Source organism: Paenarthrobacter sp. NPDC089714, assembly GCF_044748905.1.
In the GTDB taxonomy this organism is placed as follows: Bacteria; Actinomycetota; Actinomycetes; order Actinomycetales; family Micrococcaceae; genus Arthrobacter.
The window spans coordinates 16352-39754 of record NZ_JBIVGX010000009.1 but is presented as its reverse complement, the minus strand read 5'-3'; the positions used below and the strand labels follow the sequence as shown (position 1 = coordinate 39754).

Genomic DNA, 23403 nt, shown 5'->3' with positions numbered 1-23403 from the left:
CCAGTTGGGGGGGCGTCAGGTGAGGTCCAGGCGCATCAGGACCCTCGGGAAGCCGTTGAGGACGGACGTGGTCTCGGCGACTTTCTTGAACCCGGCCTTCTCGAAGAGCCTCCGCGTGCCCACGTAGGCCATGGTGAGATCCACTTTGCCGCCCTTGTTGTCCACGGGGTAGCCCTCGAGGACCGGTGCGCCGTGCGCCTTCGCGAAGTCGATGGCCCCCTGCAGGAGGTGGTGCGAGATCCCTTTGCCGCGGTGCCCTGGTTTCACGCGGATGCACCACACGGACCAGACCTCCGAATCATCCACGTGGGGGATCTTCCGGTTCGTTGCGAAACTCGTGTCCGCGCGCGGGTGGACGGCCGCCCACCCAACTACCTCGTCGCCGTCGTACGCCAATACCCCGGGAGGCGGATCCTCGGCCACCAGCCCCTCGACGTACTTGCCGCGTTCCTGTTTCTGGAGGCTCTGGTTGAGCTTGGACGGGATGCGGTAGCTGAGGCACCAGCACACGTTGGAGTCGGGTTTCTTGGGGCCCACCATGGTCTTGACGTCGTCGAACACCGTGGCGGGACGAACTTCGATAGCCATCGGCCCATCCTGTCACCATTCCAACGCGGGGTCACTTGTGGCCCATCCTGAGGGTCAACATGGGCCGTGAGTGACCCCGCGTTGCTTTAGCCAAATGTGAACGAGTACGCCTGGATTCCCTGCGGGACCCTCACCTCCAGTGACCCCTCACGGATCTCGGAATCATCCACGATCTTGTAAAGGGTGGGCGTCCCGGACACGGCCACGGTGCTGGCTTTGCCGTCCCGGATCACACCCAGCGAACCCTCGCCGCTGACCACGATGTACACCTGCTTGGCGTGGTAGTTCAGCGAGATGGACGAGCCCGCCGCGGTGGGCGCAATGGACTGGGTCCCCAGGTTCCAGGAACCGGTCAAGGCGAAGCTGTCCGCAGGCTGAGCCGAAGGGGCCGAATACACGCCGTCCCCCGCCCTGTACGGTTCCGTGCCCCCATAATTGACCTTCTTGGTGACGCCCAAGTACGTCTCGGGAGTGGTGGCACCTGCAATCGGGCCGTCGTCGGAGGCTTCGACAGGTGCCGGGAGTCGGACGGAGGGTTTGGCCTGTTGAAGCAGTTCACGGATCAGCTTTTCCGTGGTCTGGTAGCCGCCCTCGCCGAACTTGATGTGGCGGACGGTCCCGTCGGCGTCAATGAGGTAGTGCGCAGGCCAGTAGCGGTTGCGGTAGTTGGTCCACGTGGAGAGGTTGTTGTCGATGGCCACGGGGTACGTGATGCCGAGGTTCTGCGCGCCGGACATGACGTTCCGCGTTTCCTTTTCGAACGCGTACTCGGGGGAGTGCACGCCGATGATTTCCAGCCCGGAGTCCTTGTACTTGCTGTACCACTGGGTGAGGTGCGGCACTGAACGCTGGCAGTTGATGCAGGAGTAGGCCCAGAAGTCCACCAGCACCACCTTGCCCTTGAGGTCCTTCAGGTTCACGGCCTGGTTGCCGGGCGTGTTGAACCATTCTTGGATGCCCTTGATATCCGGCGCTGTCCCGCACGATTCCAGCGAGGTGCCGCCGTTGCTGCACTTGTCCAGGTCCTTATTCTGATCGTTCACCAGGCCGCCGAGGTCCAGGGCCTTCTTCACGGCGTCGTTGTCCTGGACCTGCTCCTGGAGTGAGGAGGTGTAGTCGGGGACGAGTTTCTGCAGCAGTTGCGGGAGGTTGAACACGAGTCCGATGGCCAGCGCAATCATCATGATCCCGCCCGCAATGCGGATCTTGCGCTGGTTCTTCCGGAACGCTTTGACCCGCTCGGCCACGCGGCGGCCCGCCAGGGCAAACACGAGCAACGGAATGGCGGCACCCAGCGCGAAAGTCAGCGTGAGCACGATGGTTTCCGGCCCCACCTGTCCGGTGGCACCCGCGACGGCGATCGCGGCCAGCACTGGTCCTGCACAGGGGACATAGACGACGCCGAGGGCCAGTCCCAGCACCAGCCCACCATTTTCGGTACCGACCCTGCGCTGCGGGATCCAGGAGAAGGGCTTTTCGAGGATGTGTTGGAAGCGGTCGAAAATCAGGCCAAGCCCGATCAGCACCAGGACCACCAGCCCGATCCAGCGCAGCAGGTCCTGCGGCAGGTTGACCAGCGTGAGCAGGAACGAGCCAACCAGCGTGAACGTGCTGAAGCTGATCACCAGCCCGAGGATCACCAGGTAGGGACGCCATCCCGCCCGCCGCTTTGCTTTGGCTTCGGATTCACGCTCGACGGCGGTAGCGAGGTTTCCGCTGGCGGCGACCTCGCCGCCTGAGGTGCTGCCGCCGTCGGACGTTTTGTCCCTCGGGGCTCCACCGGACGCGGCCGATCCGGGCCGGGCACCCTGGACGCCGCCGGACAAGAAGATGACCGGGAGGACCGGAAGGATGCAGGGCGAGATCCCCGTAATGAGCCCACCGAGCAGGCCTATGAGTGCCAATTGCAGCATTTCTTTCTCCCAAACTTCGCCGGGCCGGCGGCTGGTGGTGCCCGCTCCGGATATCTGCGGGGAGTTCGGAGCCGGGACGGCGATGGCTTGGTGCGGGCTTGGAAAACGGGCCTATTCCCGTTTCCATAAAACTTTTTCAATCCGCACCCATCCGCGCGGCCACACCCTCCGAATAGCTGGTGAGACACAAACCGCAGGTGAGGCAAAAGCGTCGCAGGCAGGCCGTGTCCCACACCCACTGGATCCAACGCCCTGGTTCCACAAACAAGGAGAATGAGATGTTGTCCACAAAGCGCCCCGCCCTCGCCTTCGTTGGCCTCACTGCCGCCGCCCTTCTCGGACTCACGGCCTGTGGTGGTTCAGGTAGCTCCGGCTCTTCCGCGTCTTCGTCCGCCGCACCGTCGGCCTCGTCCATGGCGCCGTCGCCATCGGCTTCGTCCAGCTCCGCCATGGCCTCCAGCGCCGCCATGGATCCGGCCCGTGACCTGGTTGGCCCGGGTTGCGCCGGCTATGCTTCACAGGTTCCGGACGGCGCCGGTTCGGTTGTGGGCATGGCACAGGATCCGGTAGCTGTTGCCGCTTCCAACAACCCGTTGCTCAAGACCCTCACCGCGGCTGTCTCGGGCAAGCTGAACCCGAAGGTGGACCTGGTCTCCACCCTGAACGGCAGCGAATTCACGGTGTTCGCTCCGGTTGACGATGCCTTCGCAAAGATCGACCCCGCCACGATCGAGGCGCTCAAGACGGACGACGCCACGTTGAGCAAGATCCTCACCTACCACGTAGTCCCCGGCCAGCTGACCCCGGACCAGATCGTTGGAACGCACAAGACGGTCCAGGGTGGCGAAGTGACCGTTGCCGGCACCAAGGATGCCCTGACGGTTAACGGTGCCAACGTGATCTGCGGCGGCGTCCACACTGCCAACGCCACGGTCTACCTGATCGACACCGTGCTGATGCCCAAGTAGGCCTCTGGTCCATCAGTCCCAACACAACGCAGCAGGCGCCGGGATCCCGGCGCCTGCTTTGTTGTTTGTAAGGGTTCTTTAGAAGGTCAGGCCTGGCTTTGGAGGGCGGACGCCTCGCGGGCCAGTTCCGATATGGCGGTCCAATCCCCGGCTTCAACCAGGGAGCGCGGGGTGAGCCAACTGCCGCCGACACACGCCACGTTGGGCAGCTTGAGGTAGTCCGGTGCGGACGCCAGGCTGATGCCGCCGGTGGGACAGAACTGGACTTGCGGGATGGGTGCGCCGATCGCCGACAGGTAGGGAGGTCCTCCGGCCGGTCCCGCGGGGAAGAACTTCATGACCTTCAATCCATGCTCCAGGACGGCCATGACTTCCCCAACCGTCGCGACGCCCGGAAGCAGCGGAACATCCAGCGTCAGCATGTGGCGCAACAAGCCGGGAGTGACTCCGGGGCTGACCAGGAAGCTTGCGCCTGCGGACACCGCGGCGTCGGCTTGGGCCGGGGTGAGGATGGTCCCTGCACCCACCAGGATTTCGGGCACCTCGTCAGCGATCAGACGAAGGGAATCCAGTGCTGTGCCGGTCCGCAGGGTCAGCTCAATGATGCGGATTCCACCGTCCACCAACGCGCGGGCCAGGGGAACTGCATGTGAGGGGTCCTCTATGGTCACCACCGGAACGACGGGGGAGATGGTCAGGACGGAGGCGGCGTCAGCCATGGGGGATCTCGTTTCCCAGGCCCGGGAGCCCGTGTTCGTCGACGACGGAGTACCAGTGTTCAAGCAGCGCGGCGAAACCGGCGTCAGTTGCCGTGGCTTCATCGAAAATGCTCCGTACACCCAGCAGTGCGTGGACCACTGCCCGCGCGGACAACTCCCGCGGCAGCGCGTCCTTCAGTTCAGCCGCCAGGGGATCATTCAGGGCCTCAGCAGGCGTGACCGCGACGTGACGCATCCACGCTGCCACGGCGAGCGCCGCCCAGCGTGGTGGGCGGCCGGCGTCGAGGTTTGCCCGGACGGTACTGAGCAGCCGCAGCCCGATTTTCTGTGAACCGTCGCTGCCCACCTTCGCCGTGGTGTGACCCAGCGCCGGATTCGCAAAGCGGCCAAGCACCTGCTTGCAGTACGTTTCGCCGTCCAGGCCGTCCGGCAGGTGGAGGGTTGGCAGGACGTCGTCGAACATCATGCGTTCGCACGCGGCGCGGAAGGCGGGCACGGACACGGCCTCTGCAATGGTTGGGTTGCCGGCGGCCAGGCCGAGGTAGGCAAGCAGGGAGTGGCTCGCGTTCAGTAACCGGAGCTTCGCGGCTTCCCACCCGGGAACGTCGGTGCTGAAGACCGCGCCTGCGTCTTCCCAGCGCGGGCGGGGACCGGCGAAGTTGTCTTCGATGACCCACTGCATGAAGGGTTCGGCGACTACGGCGGCTTCATCGCGAAGGCCCAGTTCATGCTCGACGGCGTCAAGGTCGCGTGCCGTCGTGGCGGGGACCATGCGGTCCACCATGGTGCTGGGGAAGCTGACGTTGGTGGCGATCCACGCCAGGAGGTTTGTAGCTTCGGCGGCGGGGAGTGCTGCGACGAATGCCTGGACCAGCTGGCGCGTGAGTTCGCCGTTGCCGGGAAGGTTGTCGCAGGAAACCACGGTGATCGGCCCTGAGCCCAGCCGGGACCGTTCCTGCAGTCCGCGCGTGAGCTGTCCGATGGCCGTCTGTGGTGGATGTCCGGCGAGGTCGGCCTGGACCTGAGCATCGCCGAGGTTCAGCGAGCCGGTCTGGGGGTCCATCCGGTACCCCTTTTCCGTAATGGTCAGGGTGATCACCGAGACCGAGGGCAAGGCGATGCGCTCGACCACTGCGGCCGGGTTGTCCCGCCCGGAAATGGCCTCGATGACGCTGGATACCAGACGGGCGGGTGCAGCCCCATCTCCGCGCTCGGCCACGGTGAAGAGCCCGTCCTGGGGTGCGAGTTGCTGCACCACAGTGTCCGAACGCTGCGTCACGCCGATGATTCCCCACGCCGGTTCGCCGGAGGACTGCATCGCTCCCTCGGTGAAGACAGCCGTGTGGGCGCGGGCGAAGGCACCGAGGCCCAAGTGGACGATGCCGGGCGTGAGGGCCGTGCGGTCGAGGCCAAGCGGCGTCTCACCCAGGGAAGCGAGGCTCAGGCGCATACCGGTTGCCCTTCAGCGTGTGCGGTGGTCTGCTCAAAGGTGGGAATGAAGCCCGTGCCACCCTTGCCGCCGACCACCAGTGAGGCCGCAGCAGCACCGTAGCGCGTCGCTTGCGGAAGGGGGTCGCCCAACACCAAGCGGGCGGCCAGGGTGCCAACGAAGGCATCGCCGGCCCCGGTCTGGTCCACAACCGCAGGGGCCGGAACGGAGGGCACCCACTCGGAGAGTTCGGGGCTTGCAAGGTGGACACCCTCAGCGCCGCAGGTAACTGCAACACCGGCAGCACCCATGGCAAGGAGCTTTGCGGCAGCAGCCTCTGCTGATGACACTCCAAGCAGCGCGCTGGTTTCGCCGGGAAATGACGGCGTCACGAGGTAAGCCTGCGGGGCCAGCTCAGCCAAGGCTCTTGCGGCGGCGGATGCGGTGGTCAACCTTGGCCGGTAGTTGGGGTCGTAGATGAAGCGCTGGGCCAAGGACGCTGCCTTGAAGACAGCGGTCCGTGAGGACTCGGAGATGGCGCAGGCAATTCCACCGGCCAGCACGGCACCCGCGGAAGCGAAGACGGACTCGTCGATGTCCGACGGGCCCAGCGTGGATCCGACGCTCCCGGAACGGGCGTAGGAGAATTCACGCTGGCCCAGCGGATCGGAATGCACCAAGTACACGCCCTGCTGGCCCGGACGGAACGTCAGGAGATCCGTCGCGATGCCGAGTTCCGCGATCCTGGCCGCGATCGCTTTGCCGAGATCGTCGTCGGGCAGGATGGCGAGCAGCCCCGTGCGTGCCCCGGCGGCTGCGGCCGCAGCAGCGACATTGAGGGCATCACCGGAGATGCCCAGTTGGGCCGGAACGCCGTGGCCGAACGGAATGTCGGTGGCGACTTCCACCAGGATTTCGCCCATGACGACGACGTCGAACGGCTTGCGCTGCAGGTCTTGGGTCACAGGATTCACCAATCGTGGATCGAACCGTCGAGGCGGCGGTTGATGGGCAGGTACTTGGGGTCGAAGGGGAATGCGGCGGCTGCTTCTTCGTTGAATTCGACGCCGATACCGGGAGCGTCGCCGGGGTGCATGTAGCCGTCGGTGAAGGTGTAAGTGGTCTTGAAGACTTCCCCGGCGGGATCGCGGTGGCCCATGTACTCCTGCACCCCAAAGTTGGGGATGCTGAGGTCCACGTGCAAGGCCGCCGCGAAGGAAACGGGTGAGAGATCGCCGGCGCCATGGGACCCCGAGCGCACGCCGTAGAGGTCGGCGAGCGAGAAGATCCGGCGCAGGTGGGTGATGCCACCCGCATGCGAAACGGAGGTCCGGATGTAGTCGATCAGCCGTTCGGTGATCAGTTGCTGGCAATCCCAGATCGAGTTGAAGACCTCGCCCACGGCAATAGGCGTGGTGGTGTGCTGGCGGATCAGGCGGAAGGCCGACTGGTCCTCCGCCGGGGTGGGATCCTCGATCCAGAACGGCCGGTACTGCTCCAGCGACGCGCCCAGGCGCCCGGCCTCGATCGGGGTGAGCCGGTGATGGACGTCGTGCAGGACATGCACTCCGTAGCCGAACTGATCGCGGACGTGGGCCATCATTTTCGGTGCGAAGTCCAGATACGCGGAGGTTTCCCACGTATCCTCCTGCGGCACGTTGCTGCTGGCCGGCTCGTACAATTTCCCGTCCACCGGCGCAATCCCGTAGGTCTTGTCCAGTCCGGGAACCGCGGCCTGGGCCCGGATGGCCTTGTAGCCCAGGTCCAGGTGGTGCTGGAAGTCGGCGCTGAGGTCATCCAGGGTGGTGCCGCTTGCGTGGCCGTAGACCATGACGCCCTCGCGGGCGGCGCCGCCCAGGAGTTCGTAGACCGGCATGCCGGCGGCCTTGCCTTTGATGTCCCAGAGTGCGACGTCGATCGCGGCGATCGCTGTCATGGTCACCGGGCCCCGGCGCCAGTAGGCGCCCTTGTAGAAGTACTGCCAGGCATCTTCGATCCGGCGCGCGTCGCGTCCGATCAGCAGCGGGCACAGGTGCTCCGCAAGATAGGACGCGACTGCGAGTTCCCGGCCGTTGAGGGTGGCGTCACCGATGCCGGTGATTCCGTCCTCTGTTTCAATAACGAGCGTCACGTAGTTCCGTCCCGGGGACGACACCACTACCCGTGCATCGGTGATCTTCACTGGTTGTTCCTCTTGCTTCGTGGCTATTTGAGCGAGCTCGTGCTCGGGTTGGCGGCGGTGCCTGCTACGGGTTCCTGGGGGACAGCCCACTCGGCGTACTCCTTGCCGCCACGTTGGCTGGGGGCGGTTTCGGGAAGGAACGACAGGCAGACGACACTGACCAGGATCAGGGCTGAGACGTAGATGGCCACGCCTCCGATCGAACCGCCTCCGGCGACCAGCAACGCAGTCGCAATGACAGTGAACGGTCCGCTGGCGATCATGGCGCCAAACTGCCAGACGATGGAGACACCGGTGTAACGGCCACGGACAGGGAAGAGCTCGGGGTAGTACGAGGCCTGCGGTGCGTAGGTTCCTGCGTGTCCCAGCGCCAGACCGGCGACGAGGACGGCAACGATCGGCAGGGTGTCTCCGCTCGCGATGGCGCCGAAGGCCGGCCAGATCAGCACCAGGTTGAGGATTGCTGCGCCGAGGAACACCTTCTTGCGTCCGATCTTGTCCGTGATCCAGCCCCACACCGGAATCATGACGAGTTCCACGACGATCGCGATGATGATGGCCTCCAGCACGAAGGCAGAATCATTGCCAAGGTTCTTCGAGTAGGCCACCAGGAACACGGTGTAGAAGGGGAACACTGCGGCTTCGACGAACTTCGATCCCATGCCGAGGAAGACTTCCTTGCGGCTCTGTTGGAACACGAGCTTCATGGGGGCTTGCTGCTGCTTGGCGTTTTCCTTCGCGGCCTTGAAGGTTGCCGACTCATTCACCCGAAGCCGGATGTAGAGGCCGATGGCCACTACCACGATGCTGAGGAGGAACGGGATGCGCCAGCCCCAGGCGAGGAAGTCCTTCTCCGAGAGTTGGGTGGTGAGGAAGGCGAAGAGCGCGGACGGGACGAGGTAAGCGGCCGGGGACCCCATCTGGACCAGGCTGGCATAGAAGCCGCGCCGCTTCTGGGGTGCTGCTTCTGCGGTGAGGAGCACCGCGCCGCCCTGCTCACCGCCCACGCCAAAGCCCTGGAGCAGGCGCACGAAGACCAGGATGACGGCAGCCCAGAGTCCGATGGTCTCGTAAGTGGGCATGAGGCCGATGGCGAAGGTGCCGAGTCCCGTGATGAGCAGGGTCCAGACGAGTACCTTCTTTCGCCCGATCCGGTCGCCGATGTGGCCCCAGACGATCCCACCGAGGGGGCGGGCGAAAAAGCCCACCGCGTAGGTGGAGAAGGCGGCCAGCGTGCCTACCAGCGGGTCGATGTCCGGGAAGAAGATCTTGTTGAAGACCAGCGCAGAAGCTGTTCCGTAGATAAAGAAGTCGTAGTACTCGGCCATGGTTCCGATGAAGGAGGCGCCCGCGGTCTTGCGGGCCTGCTTGGCATCGTGAACCGGCGGCGCAACGCTTTCGGTCATCATTTGCTCCTTTGCAGGCGATGAAGTCAGGGAGATTTTGTATGGGGGAATGAGTGGCGGGTTGAAGGAGGAATCAGAGGCTTCCGAACCCGCGGTGATAACTACCATACAAGCACTACCATTCTAGTTTGTCAACGATGGCTTAGACTGGTGCTGTGGCTACCAAGAAACCGGAACCGGACCCCTCCGCCCCCCGACTTTCCGTGCGGGACCGGACCCTGGATGTGCTGCGCCGCCGGATTATCTCCCTGGAACTGCCACCTGGTTCGCCGCTGTCGGAAAACGAGTTGGCGCAGGAGCTGGGGGTCAGCCGCACGCCTGTCCGCGAAAGCCTGATCCTCCTTCGGGAAGAAGGGCTTGTTGAGGTCTTTCCGCAGATTGGCTCATTCGTTTCCTTGGTGGACCTGGCCCGGGTTGGGCAGGCGCAGTTCATCCGCGAAGCGATCGAATGCGCATCGTTGGCCGATGTTGTCGCCGAGCCTTCGGGGATCGCCGGCCTCCGCGAGATCCTGCAGGCCCAATGGGATGCCGAAGCAGCCGGCGACATCGACCGGTTCTTCCGCCTGGATGAGGACTTCCATCGGGAGTTGCTGCAGCTGGCAGGCCACGAAGCCGCCTGGAACGCAGTCAATTCGGCCAAAGCGCACCTCGACCGTGCCCGTCGCCTGAGCCTCATCGACGCCGGACATGTCGCCACGCTCATCAAGCAGCACACCGCCGTCGTGGACGGACTGGAGAACAGCGACCAAGCCGCCGCCGACGCCTCGCTCCGCCTCCACCTACGCGGTGTTTTCAAGGATATTGAACGGATCCAGGGGGCCACGCCTGAGCTGTTTTCCGATGGCTCCAAGCCGCGGGCATCCCGCAGGAGCGTCGCACGGCTTTCCTGAACTCCGGAAACAACAAAGCAGGCGCCGGATCTAACCGGCGCCTGCTTTGTGTGTTGTAGGGGTTCTTCAGAGGGTCAGCGGCCCAGGTCGCTGTCCACGTAGGAGCCCGTCTTCGTGTGCTCGGAGCCGCACGGGCAGCCGCCGATCAGTTCAATCCGGACGGTCACGGGGTTGGTGCCATCCACGGTGACGGACATCCGGTCCTTTGAATCGTTAATCACTCGGACGGCTGCCTCTACGGGAGTTTGGGTCATGGCGGTACTACCTAACTGCTGGGTGGCTGGGGATCAGTTGTTGTCTGCCCGTGGGCTGTCGACTGTCGGAAGGCTGCCCGTGGGCGTGCCGCCGGGACAATCGGCGTCGGGGCATTTTTCGGCGCAGTCGTGCTTGGTCACGAGATCGAACTGGACTCCGCGGTGTTGTTCCACGCCGGTGCGGATGGCCCGTTCCACCACGGAAGTGGCAAGCCGCCGGCGCAGGGAGAGCGGATCGCGCCGCAGGTCCTTGGCCAGGGCGAAGCAGAGCAGCAGCATCACGATGATGAACGGCAGTGCCGCCACAATGGTGACCCGTTGCAGCCCGGACAGGGCCTCGGAAGGTTCGTCACCACCGGCCAGGAGCATGACGGCGGCAACGGCACCTGTGAGGCAACCCCAGAAGATGACCACTCCGCGGCGGGGATGTTCCGCACCGTTGGAGCTCAGGGAGCCCATGACGATCGAGGCCGCGTCTGCGCCCGTGATGAAGAAGATGGCTACGAGCACCATGGCCAGGACAATGACGGCCCCAGTGAGCCAGTCCGGCATGTGGAGGTTCTTGACGAGGTCGAAGAGGGCGCCGTCGAAGTTGATGGACGGTGCTCCGTCCACCATGGTCACGAGTCCCGGGGTTCCGGCCTTGTCTGCCTCTTGCTGGACGTTGAACGCGGCGCCGCCAAAGATGCAGAACCAGACCACGCTGACGATGCTCGGGACAAGCAGCACGCCGGTGACGAACTGGCGGATGGTGCGGCCGCGGCTGATGCGGGCAATGAACAGTCCGACGAAGGGCGTCCAGGAGATCCACCAGGCCCAGTAGAAGATGGTCCAGCTGGTCAGCCAGCTGCGCAGCGCGTCGTCGCCTACGGCTTCGGTCCGCGAGGACATTTCTGCGAGGTCGCGGGCGTAGTCGCCAATCGAGGACGGGATGAGGTTGAGGATGAACAACGTGGGTCCGGCGACGAACACGATGACGGCCAGCACCACTGCCAGGACCATGTTGATGTTGGAGAGCCACTGGATGCCGCGGCTGATGCCGGACACTGCTGAGGCTACGAAGCAGAATGTCAGGACAGCGACGATGACCACCAGGATCGGCGTCCCCACTTCACCCATCCAGCCGTTGGACGTCATGCCGCTGCCGATTTGCAGGGCGCCGAGGCCCAAGGACGCAGCGGTGCCGAACAGGGTGGCAAAGATGGCCAGAATGTTGATGAACTTCCCTACCGGACCCTCCACCATGCGGATGCCGAACAGTGAAGTGAAGGCCGCGGAGACCAGCTGCCGGCGTCCCAGCCGGTAGGTGCCGTAGGCCATGGCGATGCCCACCACGGCGTACATGGCCCACGGATGGAGCGTCCAGTGGAAGATCGAGGTGGCCATGGCTGTCTGGACGGCTGCCGGAGTGCGGCCATCCACCGTCCCCGGCGGCGGGGAGATGTAATGGTAGAGCGGTTCGGCCACGCCGTAGAACATGAGGCCGATGCCCATGCCGGCGGCGAACATCATGGCCACCCAGGACACGGTCTTGTACTCGGGCTTTTCGCCGTCCTTGCCGAGCGGGATGTTGCCGAACTTGCCCAGGGCAAGCCACAGCACGAAGATCACGAACAGCGAGGCGAGCACCATGAACAGCCAGCCGGTGTACTCCATGACCCAGCTGAGGGCTCCCTTGGAGGTATCGGACAGGCTGTCACGGCCAACGAAGCCCCAAACCACGAAGGCGACGGCGATGGCGCCCGTGATCCCGAAGGTGACTTTGTCGAGGGTAAGTTTGCGGTTCCGGCGGGCAGAGACGGCCTGCTCGGTTTTGGCGTGGCGCAGTTCTTCCAGGATCTGCTCGTACTCTTCCGAGTCGGGGAGGGACTCTGCGCCTCCGTCCTCAACGTCGAGGACTGCGGGGTTGGTTTCGTTGGGGGAGACGCTGAGGGTGTCCTTGGGCGTTTCCGTGGTGCGGGTTTCGGTAGAGGGAGCATCGGCCGGCTGGTCGCCGGCCGGTAACTCCTCCGGTGTTAAGGGTTTGGTGCCACTGTTTATAGCCATGAGCGGGTCCTTTGCTCGGAATCATGGGCTTGCGTGTATGTGTGGATGCTTGGGCCTGGTTGGGGATCCGGGGCGTTCCGCAGTAATCAACAACATTCGCGGTAAGCAACAGAGTGCGCTGCCTCACACTCAAAGTCAAGAGGTAGCAGCTCTTTAACAGCACATTGATATATCAATTGGCCGCAAAGCGTATCGTTGCGTATGGTGAAGAACGTTGCGCTATAGCCTGCCAGTGGGGCTGGCGCAAAGGTGGGGCTGGCGGGAGGGTGCGGCTGCCCGAGGCTTGGGCCTAGCGGTGGCGATAGCCCATCTTGGCGCTGATGCTCAGGCCTGCTTCGCGGAGGCCGTCAATGAGCCCCGGCTGGTCCTCGGGCGTAAAGCGGAACGCCGGGCCGGAGATGCTCACGGCCGCGATGACATTTCCCAAGTGGTTGAAAATGGGCACGGCAACGGCAGTGAGCCCGATCTCGAACTCTTCATGCACCACCGCGTACCCGTTCCGCGCGACGTCGTGCAACTGCTTTTCGAGCACCCCGCGGTTGGTGATGGTCCTCGGCGTCCGAGCGGGGAGCCCGACGGCCTTGAAGACCTGGCTCCGTTCGTCCGCCGTCAGGGCAGCCAGGAGCACCTTGCCGCTGGAAGTGGCATGCAGCGGCGTCAGGCTGCCCACCCAGTCGTACGTGGCCAAGGTGGAAGGACCCATGGCCTGGTCCACGTTGACTGCGTAATTGGAGCGCAGCACAGCCAGGTTGACGGTTTCCTTGTATTCGGAGGCCAGTGCTTCCAGGACTTCCCTGGCCTCGTGCACCACGCTCAGCCTGCCGGGGATGGAGGAGGCCAGGCGCAGGATTCCGAAGCCGAGCTGGTACTTGCCCCGCTCGCTGTTCTGCCGGACCAGTTCGCGCGTGACCAGGGAACCCACAAGCCGGGACACCGTGGACTTATGCACGCCCATTTCCTCGGCGATCTCGCTGACGCCGGCGTCTCCCTCGCGGGCAAGGATTTCCAGGATCTGGAGGGCGCGGTCCACTGACTGGACGCCTCCGCCCTGGGCGTCTGCGTCCTTGTCGATGTCCGGGTTGCTGGGTGCGGCCATGATTCTCATCCTAGACCGGCCCGGACCGCCCCTCGGGACGCTCAGCGGCTCATGCGGCCTCCTGGCTCATGCGGGCCACCTGCTGGGCGCAGTCCACGGCAGGGACATGACGGGAACTCCCTGGCCGGCCTCGACGCCTTCGGGTGGAACAGCCATGAACCCATCTGCCCAAGCCAGTCCCCGCATCATTCCCGGGCCGGTGTGCGGTACGGGCAAGGCGAGTCCGTGCTCGACGGTGCAGGGAACCAGTCGTGTCCTGCCGGGGTCGGCGTCGATGTCCGCGCCGGACGTCAAGTCCACGGCGGCGGGCAGGTCCCGGTTTCCGAGGGCGGCCAGCAGCGGTCCGCCAAGGGTAATGAGGGCGATCATGGCGGCCAGCGGATTTCCCGGGAGCCCGATCACGAACCGTCCATCCGGAAGTTCCGCCAGGACCGCGGGGTGGCCTGGCCGCATGGCTATGCCGTCGAGCAGCAACCGTCCGCCCATCGCGGCAATTGCAGCGCGGAAGTGGTCGGTCCCGGATTTACCCGTGCCTCCGGTAGTGATGGTGACATCCGCCCACGGGCCGTCCGGGCCGGAGAGGGCCCACAGCCATTCCTGGTAGGAGTCGCCAATCCTCAGCTGACCCCCGGGCAGGCCACCCAGTTGGGAAATGACCGTTCCGAGCTGTGGCCCGAAGGTATCGCGGACTTGCCCGGGGCCGGGCTCACCTGAGGTGACCACTTCCGATCCGGTCAGTACGACGGCGACCATCGGCTTGCGCCGAACCTCCACCTCGTCGTGGCCTGCTACGGCGGCGAGGGCAATGTGTGCCGGATTCAGGAGGGTCCCTGCGGGAATGAGGACATCGCCGGCGGCGGCTTCCTCTCCGGCAGGCCTGATGTGGCGGCCCGGGAGGGTTTCTCCGGGCTTCGCGTCGGGTTTGAGCAGAAGGTGTCCTGGCGCGTTGGCGGTCACGAGGCCGCTTTCCTTGCGGAGGATGCCTGAGGCTCCTGCGGGTACCAGGCCGCCTGTGGCGATGATGCTTGCCTGGTGCGGTTCCAACGGCGCTCCCGGCGTGGTGAGGGTCCATGGCCCGCTGCCGCTGATGGACCAGCCGTCCATGGCCGAGGAGGCGTAGTGCGGGATGGCCCGGGTTGCTGTCACGGCGGAGGTCAGCTCGCGTCCGATCCCGTCCCGAAGCGGTACCAAGAGGGAGCCAAGCGGTGCGGCGCAGTCAAAGGCAAGTCGGCGCGCCGGGGCCCAACCGGGCGCGTGTTGATTCCCGCAGGGCGGGCTGGTGGTAGGAGGGTCGGCGACGACCTGTGCGAGCATGGCGGCCACTTCCTGGTGCGCGGGTGCTGTTAAGTGGTGCGGGGGTGCTGTTAAGTGCAGATGCCGGGGGCGGCAGGGCCTTCCCGTGGTGCTTACCCTGCCACTCCCGGTATCTGTGGTTCCGTACTAAGCCTTCACGTATCCGTTGGGGTTCAGTACGAACTTTGTTGCCGCTCCGGCGTCGAACTCCGCGTAGCCGCGGGGTGCGTCTTCGAGCGGGATGGCCTTGGCGTTGACGGCCTTGGCGATCTGGACCTTGTCATGGAGGATCGCCATCATGAGTTGGCGGTTGTACTTCATCACCGGGCACTGCCCGGTGGTGAAGGACAGGGATTTGGCCCAACCGGTACCCAGGGACAGCGAAAGCGAGCCGTGCTGGGCTGCCTCATCGATTCCGCCCGGATCACCGGTGACGTACAGGCCCGGGATACCCAGGGCGCCACCGGCGGCCGTGATATCCATGAGGGAGTTCAGCACCGTGGCAGGGGCCTCGTGGGAGGCGTCCTTGCCGTGGCCGCGGGCCTCGAAGCCCACGGCGTCGATGCCGGAATCGACTTCCGGAACGCCGAGGATCTGCTCGATCTGGTCCTTCGGGTCGCCCTTGGAGACATTGACGGTTTCGCAACCGAACGAACGTGCCTGGGCCAGGCGGTCCTCGTTCATGTCGCCCACAATCACGACGGCGGCACCCAACAGTTGGGCGCCCACGGCCGCAGCGATACCCACGGGGCCGGCGCCTGCCACGTACACCGTGGAGCCCACGCCGACACCTGCGGTGACGGCGCCATGGAAGCCGGTGGGGAAAATGTCCGAGAGCATGGTCAGGTCCATGATCTTCTCGAGCGCCTGGTCACGGTCCGGGAAACGCAGCAGGTTCCAGTCGGCGTAGGGAACCAGGACATACTCGGCCTGGCCTCCCACCCAGCCGCCCATGTCCACGTAACCGTAGGCGCTGCCGGGACGGTCGGGGTTGACGTTGAGGCAGATGCCGGTCTTGCGTTCCTTGCAGTTCCGGCAGCGGCCACAGGAGATATTGAACGGCACCGAGACGATGTCGCCCACCTTGGTGAATTCGACGTCGGGTCCAACCTCAACCACTTCGCCGGTGATTTCGTGGCCAAGGACCAAATTCTGCGGTGCCGTGGTCCGGCCGCGGACCATGTGCTGGTCCGAACCGCAGATGTTGGTGGTCACGGTGCGCAGGATGACGCCGTGGGGCACCTTCCTGCCAACATTTGCAGGGTTGACGCCCGGGCCGTCCTTGAGCTCGAACGTCGGATACTCGGTGTTGATGATCTCAACTACACCGGGTTCCTTGTAGGCGACTGCTCTGTTTCCTGACATGACACTCCTTTGGCCATTTGCTGATGGAAATGGGACTGGCCAGTTGCCCGAAAGCGGCGCTTCGGTGAGGAAATACCTCCCCAGGTTTCAGGCCACCGAAGCGCCGTTCACGGGCAACTGGACAACTTTTTGGCTCTAGGCGGCGTCCTGGAGTTGAACGGCCGCTCCTGCCGATGCCACCGTGTGGTCGTTCTCCACGGTGCTGCCGCTGACGCCGATCGCTCCGATTACGGTGCCGTTGCTGTCCTGGAGCGGAATGCCGCCGGGGAAGGTGATGAGCCCGCCGTTGGAGACTTCAATGTTGAAGAGCGGTCCGCCGGGCTGCGACAACCCACCAATGGATCCCGTTGGCATATCGAAATAGCGCGCCGTGCGGGCCTTCTTGATGGAAATATCGATGCTGCCCAGCCAGGCCCCGTCCATGCGGGTGAAGGCTTTGAGGTTGCCGCCGGTATCGACGACGGCGATGTTCATGGCCGTGCCGGTTTCGCGGGCTGATCCGAGGGCGGCGGCCAGGACGGCCTCCGCGTTGGCTTGGGTGATGTCAGACAATGCTTCTCCTTTGATTCATGTCTTGTCACTGGCGTTTTTCATGGGGAAGGCTGTGGGTGGCGAGAGGGGCCACTGATATCTTCCAAAGCATCGGAAAGATATATCAGTCACATACTATGGCACCGATCACACTCTGTACAGGACCTAGGCGGCTTCCATCCGGATGATGACGGACTTCGACGTAGGCGTCCCGCTGGTGTCGGCCACCGAATCCAGGGGCACGAGGACGTTGGTTTCGGGGTAGTAGGCCGCAGCACAGCCCTTGGGGGTTGAATAGGCAACGATCCGGAAGTTTTCCGCCAGGCGCTCGACGCCCTGGAACTCCGAGACCAGATGTACCATCTGCCCGTCGGTGAAGCCGAGTTCGTCGATGTCGGCTTGGCTGACCAGGACCACGCGCCGGCCGCCATGGATGCCGCGGTAGCGATCGTCCTTGCCGTAGATGGTGGTGTTGTACTGGTCGTGCGAGCGCAGGGTCTGCAGTACCAGGCGGCCCGGGGGGATCTTGATGTATTCCAGCTCGTTCCCGGTGAAGAGCGCCTTGCCGGTGGGGGTATCGAACGCCCGGGCGTCCCGTGGGGGATGCGGCAGCACGAAGCCGCCCGGATGGGCGATGCGTTCCTCGAAGTCTTCAAAGCCATCGATCACTGCCTGGATGTGCTTCCGCACCAAGGAGTAGTCGTCCCGCAGGGAGATCCAGGATGCCCGGGGAGTATTGGGCAACGGCCGGCCCTCGGCATCAGTGAAGAGCTTGTGTGCGAGGTTGCACACAATGGCCACCTCGGAGTGCAGGTGCTCGCTGGCGGGCTTGAGGCGTCCCCGGGAGGCATGGACGGCGCTCATGGAATCCTCCACGGTGACGCGTTGGTCGCCCGAGGCCTGGGCGTCCTTCTCGGTGCGGCCCAGGGTGGGCAGGATGAGGGCCCGGCGGCCAGTGGAGAGGTGGGAGTGGTTGAGCTTCGTGGAGATCTGCACGGTCAGGGCCGTGTTGGCCAGCGCGTCCTCGGTGACCAGGGAATCCGGGGCTGCCCGGACGAAGTTGCCGCCCATGCCCATGAAGAACCGGACCTTGCCGTCCCGCATGGCACGGATGGCCGCCACGGTGTCGTAGCCGTGCTCACGTGGTGAGAGGAACTCGAACTCGTGGTCCAGCCGGTCGTGGAACGTCGAAGGCATCTTCTCGAAGATGCCCATGGTGCGGTCGCCCTGGACGTTCGAGTGGCCGCGCACGGGGCACACACCGGCACCGGGTTTGCCGATATTGCCTTGGAGCAGCAGGACGTTGACCACGTCCCGCAGGGTGGGTACGGAGTGTTTGTGCTGGGTCAGTCCCATGGCCCAGCACACGATGGTGGCGTTGGAAGCCAGGAGCCGTTCGCCGGTGGCGTGGATCTGTTCCAGGGTCAGGCCGGAGGCTTCAACAATGTCTTCCCACTCCACCTTCTCCAGGTGCCGCAGGTAGTCATCCACGCCCACGGTGTGGTTGGTAATGAACGCGTGGTCCAGCACAGTGTCCAATCCCGGCGTGGAACGGCCTGCGGTTTCAGCCTCGAGCAGGTACTTCCCAAGGCCCTGGAAGAGTGCCTGGTCCCCGCCGGCGCGGATCTGCAGGAAGTCGTCGGTCAGCTCGGTGCCCACCAGCATGCCGGAGACGTTCTGCGGGTTCTCGAAGTGGAGGAGTCCGGCTTCGGGGAGCGGGTTGATGGAGACGATGATGGCGCCGTTTTTCTTGGCCTTCTCCAAGGCGCTCAGCATGCGGGGGTGGTTGGTCCCCGGGTTCTGTCCAGCCACGAAGATCAGCGATGCCGTCTCCAGGTCCGTCAGGCTGACTGAGCCCTTGCCGATCCCGATGGTCTGCACCAGGGCCGAGCCCGACGATTCGTGGCACATGTTGGAACAGTCCGGCAGGTTGTTGGTGCCGATCCCGCGGACCAACAGCTGGTACACGAAGGCGGCCTCATTGGAGGTCCGGCCGGACGTGTAGAAAACAGCCTCGTCCGGCGACGCCAGGCCTCGGAGCTCCCCGGCCATCAGTTCGTAGGCCTCGTCCCAGTCGATGGGCACGTAGTGGGTGGCACCCTCATCGAGGAACATCGGATGCGTCAGCCGTCCCTGCTGTCCCAGCCAGTAATCATCGCGGGTCTTCAGGTCCGCTACGGAATGCGCGGCAAAGAACTCCGGGGTGACCCGGCGCCGCGTGGCTTCCTCGGCGACTGCCTTGGCACCGTTCTCACAGAATTCCGCGGCGTTGCGCTTCTCATGCTCCGGCCAGGCGCAACCCATGCAGTCGAACCCATCCAGCTGGTTCACGGCCATCAGCGTCTGCACGCTGCGCACCGCGCCCATCTGCTCGAACGAGATCTTCAAAGCATTGGCTACGGCAGGGATGCCTACGGCCTTGGTCTTGGGTTTGGTGACGGTCAGCTTCGACTCGTCGATGTTATGGCGTGGTGCTTTGGAAGCCATGGTGGTCTTCCCTCCAGATCAGGAACGGGCGGCGATGCCGCGGGTCAGGCGGCGCCGGCTGCCACGGGCTGTTCGGCGGATGCCGGAACCCCGGCCTGAAGCCGGGCGGCTTCTGTGGTGTGGAGCAGCAAGAGTGCGGTAGTCACTGAGCCTACGCCGCCGGGTACCGGCGTCAAGGCCGCCGCTCTTCCGGTGACGCTCGCTTCGTCGACGTCACCCACCAAGGTTCCGTCGGGCAGGACGTTGGTGCCGACGTCGATCACTACCGTCTTTTCGGTGACGTGCGCGCCCGTCAGGAGGCCGGTGCGGCCCGCGGCGACAACCACGACGTCGGCCGGCCGGGTATGCGTCTCCAGGGGACCTGACTTGGAATGGCAGACAGTAACGGTTGCGTCCCGTTCCAGCAGCAGCAGCGCCAACGGCTTGCCCACCACCGCGGAACGCCCGACGACGGTCACGTTGCGGCCCGCTACCGGCACCTCGAAGTGCTCAAGAAGCTCCACCACCGCGCGGGCCGTGGCCGGAGCGAAAGCGGGCCGCCCCACAGCCAAGCGGCCCAGGCTCAGGGGATTGGCGCCGTCGATGTCTTTTTCCGGAGCGATCAGCCCCACCAGGCTGTCAGCCGCAACGCCGGTTGGCAGTGGCGTCTGCAGGATGATGCCGTGCACCGAGGGCTCGGAGCTGAGGTCCTTCAAGACGCTCGCGAGGACCTGTTCCGTCGCATCGGGTCCAAGGTCCACGATCCGGCAGTCGATGCCTGCCCTGTCTGCCGCCCGTTCGATGGACCGGACGTACCAGTGGGTGGACTCGTCATCGGTGGCCACCACCACGGCGAGGGTGGGGTGGATGCCTTCGTGTTGGGCCAGCCGGGCCTGGTCCTGGGCGCGCTGCTGGATGAGGGAGGCCAGGCGCTTGCCGGAGAGGGTGGCGGTGTTCATGCGAGGATCCTTTCGCGGACCCGCTTCACCAGGGAATCGGCGGCGAGGACCACTTTGTCCTCGAGCCCGTCGGTCCGCCCCGCGAGTTCGGCCCGGATGGCCTGGTCCTTGATGGCCACAACGTTGATGTCGATGTTTACCCGGGCGGTGGTGGCTGCGGCCCGGGCGGCGTCCGCTGCAGCGGCGACGTCGCTGATGACGTTCATGTTGGCCACCTCGAAGAGCTCGGTGGCGAGGTCAACAATGCTGCCTGACAGTTTGATGAGCTGTGCGGGGGTTTGGGCGGCTTCCACCAGGGCTGCGTCGATGGCTGCCTTCCTGGCAACCTTGAGTTCGTCCGTGCCGGCCGGAAGTTTGTAGGAATCGATGACGCCTTGGAAGGCGGTTTCGTCGGCGTCGGCGAGGCCCAGGGCCTCGAGCCTGTACTGGTCGGCGTCGTTGGTGATGCGCTCCACGAGTCCTGCGTGGGCGGCATATTTCTCACCGGTGGTGTAGCGGGCCACCATGGCCACGAGGGCGGCGCCCTGTGCTGCGTGCAAGGCTGCTGCTGCACCACCGCCCGGAGTCGGCTGGCGCGCCGCGAGCCGGGCGAGGTAGTCGTTGATGGTTTCTGAGCTGATCATGTGTCTTCCTGGGCGGGCGTCCGGAGTGGGGTCATCCCGGGTGGCGAAAGTGCTGGCTGGAGAAAGAGCGAAGGCAGCGCCCGGACCCGGTTGCGGGGTGAATCGGGTCCGGGACGCTGCCTGTGGCGGCTGGAGGGCCGGGTTAGCCGCGGAGCCTGCTCATGGTGGGGTCGTACAGCGGATCCTCGGTGACGGTGGCCTGGATCCGGCGTCCGAAGTACTCGATTTCCACCGAGTCGCCCAAGGAGACGGCCGAGGGCAGGTAGGCGTAGGCGATCGGCTTCTTGACGGTGTAGCCGAAGGCTGCGCTGGTCACGTAACCAACGGCCTGGTCCTTATAGAACACCGGTTCCTTGCCGAGGACGAGGCTGCGGCCGTCGTCGACGGTCAGGCAGCGCAGGCGACGTGCGGAGCTTTCTTCGCTGCGGCCTTCCAAGGCGGCTTTGCCGACGAAGTTTTCCTTGGCCATCTTGACCGCGAAGCCGAGGCCCGCTTCGAAGGGGTCGTGTTCGGTGGTCATGTCCGTGCCCCAGGACCGGTAGCCCTTCTCGAGGCGGAGCGAGCTGAAGGCGGCGCGGCCGGCGGCGATGACACCGAACGGCTGGCCGGCCTTCCACAGTGCATCCCACAGGCGCTGGCCGTTGTCGGCGCTGGTGTAGAGCTCCCAGCCCAGTTCGCCAACGTAGGACAAACGCATTGCCGTGACGGGGATCCCGCCAATGACAACCTCCTTGGAGCGGAAGTACTTCAGGCCGTCGTTGCTGAAGTCGTCGTTGCTGATGGTTCCCACCAGGTCGCGGGCCAGCGGACCCCAGAGGCCGATGCAGCAGGTGCCGCCGGTGGTGTCGCGGACCTGGACCCAGTCTTCGGCTCCGCCGTTTTCGGTCTGGTGGCGTGCTGCGCGGTCAAAGTAGGCGGTGTCGATGTTGCCGTTGGCGCCGAGCTGGAAGGTGGTCTCGTCCAGTCGAGCCACGGTGATGTCGCTTCGGATGCCGCCGGCGTGGTCCAGCAGGAGGGTGTAGGTCACGGCGCCGGGCTTCTTGGCGAGGTCGCCCGTGGTCAGCTCCTGCAGCAGCTTCAAGGCTCCGGGACCGGAGACTTCCAGGCGCTTGAGCGGGGTCATGTCGTACATGGCCACAGCCGTGCGGGTCTTCCAGGCCTCCGCAGCGGCGATCGGGGAGCTGAACATGCCGGACCAAGCGTCACGTGCCGGGGGCTGCCACTCGTCCGGCATTTCCTTGAGCAGTTCGGCGTTGGCCTCGAACCAGTACGGGCGCTCCCAGCCTGCGCCTTCGAGGAAGAAGCCACCCAGCTGCTTGTGGCGGGCGTGGAACGGGCTGACGCGCAGGTTGCGCGGGGAGAGCTTGGGCTGGAGCGGGTGCAGGACGTCGTAGATCTCCACGAAGTTCTGTTGCGAGGTTTCGCTGACGTACTCCGGGGTGAGCTGTACTTCCTCGAAGCGGTGGATGTCGCAGTCGCCCAGGTCGATCGTGGACTTGCCGTCCACCAGGACCTCGGCCACGGCGCGGGCAACGCCGGCGGAGTGGGTGACCCACACGGCCTCAGCCACGAAGAAGCCGTCCACTTCCTTGGACTCGCCCACCAGGGAGCCGCCGTCCGGGGTGAAGGAGAAGATGCCGTTGAAGCCGTCTTCGATTTCGCTCTCGCGCAGGGCCGGAAGGATCTGCTTGGTGGCTTCCCAAGCCGGGAGGAAGTCCTCCAGGGTGAAGTCCAGGCGCGAGGGCATGTTGTGCTCGCTGATGCTTTCCGGGGTGTACTTGCCCAGTTCGTCCAGGTCCACGGGCATGGGGCGGTGGGCGTAGGAGCCGATGCCGTAGCGGTCGCCGTGCTCGCGGTAGTAGAGGTCCTGGTCCTGGTGGCGGAGGATGGGCAGTTGGGCGCCGTTGGGCAGCTCGTTCTTGCCTTGCTGCGCCGGGACCGGGGTGGTCTTGACGTACTGGTGGGCCAGCGGGAGCAGCGGCACGGACATGCCGATCATTTCGCCGATCTTGGCACCCCAGAAACCTGCGCAGGACACCACGATGTCAGCCGGGATCACGCCGTCGGCCGTCTGCACGCCGGTGACCCGGCGGCCGGACTGTTCAATGCCGGTGACTTCCGTGTTGCCCTGGTACTTGACCCCTGCGGCTTCGGTGCGCTTGATAAGGAGCTGCACGGCGCGGGCTGCTAAGGCGAGGCCGTCCGAGGGGACGTGGAGGCCGCCCAGGATGTCTTCCTCGTTGATGAGCGGGTAGAGCGCCTTGCACTCCTCGCGGGTGAGGATCTTGCCATCGATGCCCCAGGACTGTGCGTAGCCAAGCTTGCGCTTGAGGTCGGTGAGGCGGGTCTCCGTGGTGGCCACTTCAAGGCCGCCCACCTGGTTGAAGCAGCTCTGGCCGTCCTCGGTCAGGGAGAGCAGCTTCTCCACTGTGTACTTGGCGAACAGCGCCATGGTCTTGGACGGGTTGGTCTGGAACACCAGGCCCGGGGCGTGCGAGGTGGAGCCGCCCGGCATGTTCAGGGGGCCTTGGTCCAGGACGGTGATGTTGTTCCACCCGCGCTGAACGAGTTCGTCGGCGAGGTTGGTGCCGACGATGCCGGCTCCGATAATGACAATTCGGGGCGTCGATGCCATGAAAGATTCTCCTGCTAGTAAGTCGTGCGGGGCAAGGGCG

19 protein-coding genes are annotated in these 23403 nt (G+C 65.0%); 2 read left to right on the top strand and 17 right to left on the bottom strand.

Annotated elements, in window-relative coordinates; all coding sequences use genetic code 11:
• Positions 1–15: 15 nt before the first annotated feature.
• Complete coding sequence (locus tag ACIPY3_RS15525) at positions 16–588, bottom strand: GNAT family N-acetyltransferase (RefSeq protein WP_400335464.1); 573 nt, start codon at positions 586–588, stop codon at positions 16–18.
• Between the two features lie 86 nt (positions 589–674).
• The gene (locus tag ACIPY3_RS15520) at positions 675–2501 is read right to left on the bottom strand and encodes a cytochrome c biogenesis protein DipZ (protein ID WP_400335463.1); all 1827 of its coding nucleotides are present in this window, start codon (positions 2499–2501) and stop codon (positions 675–677) included.
• 278 nt (positions 2502–2779) lie between these two features.
• Here ACIPY3_RS15520 and ACIPY3_RS15515 point away from each other — a divergent pair, with 278 nt between their 5' ends.
• Positions 2780–3469: a fasciclin domain-containing protein gene (locus ACIPY3_RS15515; RefSeq protein ID WP_400335462.1), complete on the top strand. Its 690-nt coding sequence runs from the start codon at positions 2780–2782 to the stop codon at positions 3467–3469.
• 86 nt (positions 3470–3555) lie between these two features.
• On the opposite strand, the gene ACIPY3_RS15510 is transcribed toward ACIPY3_RS15515, so the two are convergent.
• From ACIPY3_RS15510 to ACIPY3_RS15490, 5 genes are read right to left on the bottom strand one after another with little or no spacing between them, the layout of a single operon-like run.
• Complete coding sequence (locus ACIPY3_RS15510; protein WP_400335461.1) at positions 3556–4188, bottom strand: bifunctional 4-hydroxy-2-oxoglutarate aldolase/2-dehydro-3-deoxy-phosphogluconate aldolase; 633 nt, start codon at positions 4186–4188, stop codon at positions 3556–3558.
• The gene (locus tag ACIPY3_RS15505) at positions 4181–5638 is read right to left on the bottom strand and encodes a mannitol dehydrogenase family protein (protein WP_400335458.1); all 1458 of its coding nucleotides are present in this window, start codon (positions 5636–5638) and stop codon (positions 4181–4183) included. Before ACIPY3_RS15505 ends, ACIPY3_RS15510 begins: the two co-directional genes overlap by 8 nt.
• Positions 5629–6540 carry a PfkB family carbohydrate kinase gene (locus ACIPY3_RS15500; protein ID WP_400335735.1) on the bottom strand — a complete coding sequence of 304 codons (912 nt, stop codon included), beginning with the start codon at positions 6538–6540 and terminating at the stop codon, positions 5629–5631. Before ACIPY3_RS15500 ends, ACIPY3_RS15505 begins: the two co-directional genes overlap by 10 nt.
• 47 nt (positions 6541–6587) lie before the next feature.
• Positions 6588–7799 carry a D-mannonate dehydratase ManD gene (gene manD / locus ACIPY3_RS15495; RefSeq protein WP_400335455.1) on the bottom strand — a complete coding sequence of 404 codons (1212 nt, stop codon included), beginning with the start codon at positions 7797–7799 and terminating at the stop codon, positions 6588–6590.
• Between the two features lie 23 nt (positions 7800–7822).
• Positions 7823–9205, bottom strand: a complete 1383-nt coding sequence (locus ACIPY3_RS15490; RefSeq protein WP_400335453.1) for an MFS transporter — start codon at positions 9203–9205, stop codon at positions 7823–7825.
• 155 nt (positions 9206–9360) lie between these two features.
• Between ACIPY3_RS15490 and ACIPY3_RS15485 the strand changes: the two genes are divergently transcribed.
• The gene (locus tag ACIPY3_RS15485; RefSeq protein ID WP_400270057.1) at positions 9361–10095 is read left to right on the top strand and encodes a GntR family transcriptional regulator; all 735 of its coding nucleotides are present in this window, start codon (positions 9361–9363) and stop codon (positions 10093–10095) included.
• Positions 10096–10169: 74 nt separating this feature from the next.
• Here the strand turns inward: ACIPY3_RS15485 and ACIPY3_RS15480 are convergent, their stop codons facing one another.
• The 10 genes from ACIPY3_RS15480 to ACIPY3_RS15435 form a co-directional block, all read right to left on the bottom strand.
• Positions 10170–10349 carry a hypothetical protein gene (locus ACIPY3_RS15480; protein WP_400335451.1) on the bottom strand — a complete coding sequence of 60 codons (180 nt, stop codon included), beginning with the start codon at positions 10347–10349 and terminating at the stop codon, positions 10170–10172.
• Positions 10350–10382: 33 nt separating this feature from the next.
• Entirely contained in the window at positions 10383–12395 is a 2013-nt protein-coding gene (locus tag ACIPY3_RS15475; RefSeq protein WP_400335449.1) for a BCCT family transporter, read from the bottom strand.
• 289 nt (positions 12396–12684) lie between these two features.
• Positions 12685–13491, bottom strand: a complete 807-nt coding sequence (locus ACIPY3_RS15470; protein WP_400335447.1) for an IclR family transcriptional regulator — start codon at positions 13489–13491, stop codon at positions 12685–12687.
• A 66-nt stretch (positions 13492–13557) separates the two neighbouring features.
• Positions 13558–14805 (bottom strand): molybdopterin molybdotransferase MoeA, encoded by a 1248-nt coding sequence (locus ACIPY3_RS15465; protein ID WP_400335445.1) that lies wholly within the window; start codon positions 14803–14805, stop codon positions 13558–13560.
• Between the two features lie 126 nt (positions 14806–14931).
• Complete coding sequence (gene fdhA, locus ACIPY3_RS15460; RefSeq protein ID WP_400335443.1) at positions 14932–16149, bottom strand: formaldehyde dehydrogenase, glutathione-independent; 1218 nt, start codon at positions 16147–16149, stop codon at positions 14932–14934.
• Between the two features lie 135 nt (positions 16150–16284).
• Complete coding sequence (locus ACIPY3_RS15455) at positions 16285–16701, bottom strand: heme-binding protein (RefSeq protein ID WP_400270051.1); 417 nt, start codon at positions 16699–16701, stop codon at positions 16285–16287.
• A 144-nt stretch (positions 16702–16845) separates the two neighbouring features.
• Positions 16846–19167, bottom strand: a complete 2322-nt coding sequence (locus ACIPY3_RS15450; protein WP_400335441.1) for an FdhF/YdeP family oxidoreductase — start codon at positions 19165–19167, stop codon at positions 16846–16848.
• Positions 19168–19211: 44 nt separating this feature from the next.
• Positions 19212–20105 (bottom strand): bifunctional 5,10-methylenetetrahydrofolate dehydrogenase/5,10-methenyltetrahydrofolate cyclohydrolase, encoded by an 894-nt coding sequence (locus ACIPY3_RS15445; protein WP_400335439.1) that lies wholly within the window; start codon positions 20103–20105, stop codon positions 19212–19214.
• Positions 20102–20728 carry a cyclodeaminase/cyclohydrolase family protein gene (locus ACIPY3_RS15440; RefSeq protein WP_400335437.1) on the bottom strand — a complete coding sequence of 209 codons (627 nt, stop codon included), beginning with the start codon at positions 20726–20728 and terminating at the stop codon, positions 20102–20104. The genes ACIPY3_RS15445 and ACIPY3_RS15440 overlap by 4 nt, the downstream gene beginning before the upstream one ends.
• 142 nt (positions 20729–20870) lie before the next feature.
• Positions 20871–23363 carry an FAD-dependent oxidoreductase gene (locus ACIPY3_RS15435; protein ID WP_400335435.1) on the bottom strand — a complete coding sequence of 831 codons (2493 nt, stop codon included), beginning with the start codon at positions 23361–23363 and terminating at the stop codon, positions 20871–20873.
• Positions 23364–23403: the final 40 nt, after the last annotated feature.

What these genes read in the sequence shown, in the direction of transcription:
- ACIPY3_RS15505 (WP_400335458.1), bottom strand. Translation starts at nt 5,638, where the DNA reads ATGCGCCTGAGCCTCGCTTCCCTGGGTGAGACGCCGCTTGGCCTCGAC.
- ACIPY3_RS15510 (WP_400335461.1), bottom strand. Translation starts at nt 4,188, where the DNA reads ATGGCTGACGCCGCCTCCGTCCTGACCATCTCCCCCGTCGTTCCGGTG.
- ACIPY3_RS15515 (WP_400335462.1), top strand. Translation starts at nt 2,780, where the DNA reads ATGTTGTCCACAAAGCGCCCCGCCCTCGCCTTCGTTGGCCTCACTGCC.
- ACIPY3_RS15440 (WP_400335437.1), bottom strand. Translation starts at nt 20,728, where the DNA reads ATGATCAGCTCAGAAACCATCAACGACTACCTCGCCCGGCTCGCGGCG.
- ACIPY3_RS15490 (WP_400335453.1), bottom strand. Translation starts at nt 9,205, where the DNA reads ATGACCGAAAGCGTTGCGCCGCCGGTTCACGATGCCAAGCAGGCCCGC.
- ACIPY3_RS15480 (WP_400335451.1), bottom strand. Translation starts at nt 10,349, where the DNA reads ATGACCCAAACTCCCGTAGAGGCAGCCGTCCGAGTGATTAACGATTCA.
- ACIPY3_RS15465 (WP_400335445.1), bottom strand. Translation starts at nt 14,805, where the DNA reads ATGCTCGCACAGGTCGTCGCCGACCCTCCTACCACCAGCCCGCCCTGC.
- ACIPY3_RS15475 (WP_400335449.1), bottom strand. Translation starts at nt 12,395, where the DNA reads ATGGCTATAAACAGTGGCACCAAACCCTTAACACCGGAGGAGTTACCG.
- ACIPY3_RS15500 (WP_400335735.1), bottom strand. Translation starts at nt 6,540, where the DNA reads ATGGGCGAAATCCTGGTGGAAGTCGCCACCGACATTCCGTTCGGCCAC.
- ACIPY3_RS15520 (WP_400335463.1), bottom strand. Translation starts at nt 2,501, where the DNA reads ATGCTGCAATTGGCACTCATAGGCCTGCTCGGTGGGCTCATTACGGGG.
- ACIPY3_RS15470 (WP_400335447.1), bottom strand. Translation starts at nt 13,491, where the DNA reads ATGGCCGCACCCAGCAACCCGGACATCGACAAGGACGCAGACGCCCAG.
- fdhA (WP_400335443.1), bottom strand. Translation starts at nt 16,149, where the DNA reads ATGTCAGGAAACAGAGCAGTCGCCTACAAGGAACCCGGTGTAGTTGAG.
- ACIPY3_RS15525 (WP_400335464.1), bottom strand. Translation starts at nt 588, where the DNA reads ATGGCTATCGAAGTTCGTCCCGCCACGGTGTTCGACGACGTCAAGACC.
- ACIPY3_RS15450 (WP_400335441.1), bottom strand. Translation starts at nt 19,167, where the DNA reads ATGGCTTCCAAAGCACCACGCCATAACATCGACGAGTCGAAGCTGACC.
- ACIPY3_RS15435 (WP_400335435.1), bottom strand. Translation starts at nt 23,363, where the DNA reads ATGGCATCGACGCCCCGAATTGTCATTATCGGAGCCGGCATCGTCGGC.
- ACIPY3_RS15445 (WP_400335439.1), bottom strand. Translation starts at nt 20,105, where the DNA reads ATGAACACCGCCACCCTCTCCGGCAAGCGCCTGGCCTCCCTCATCCAG.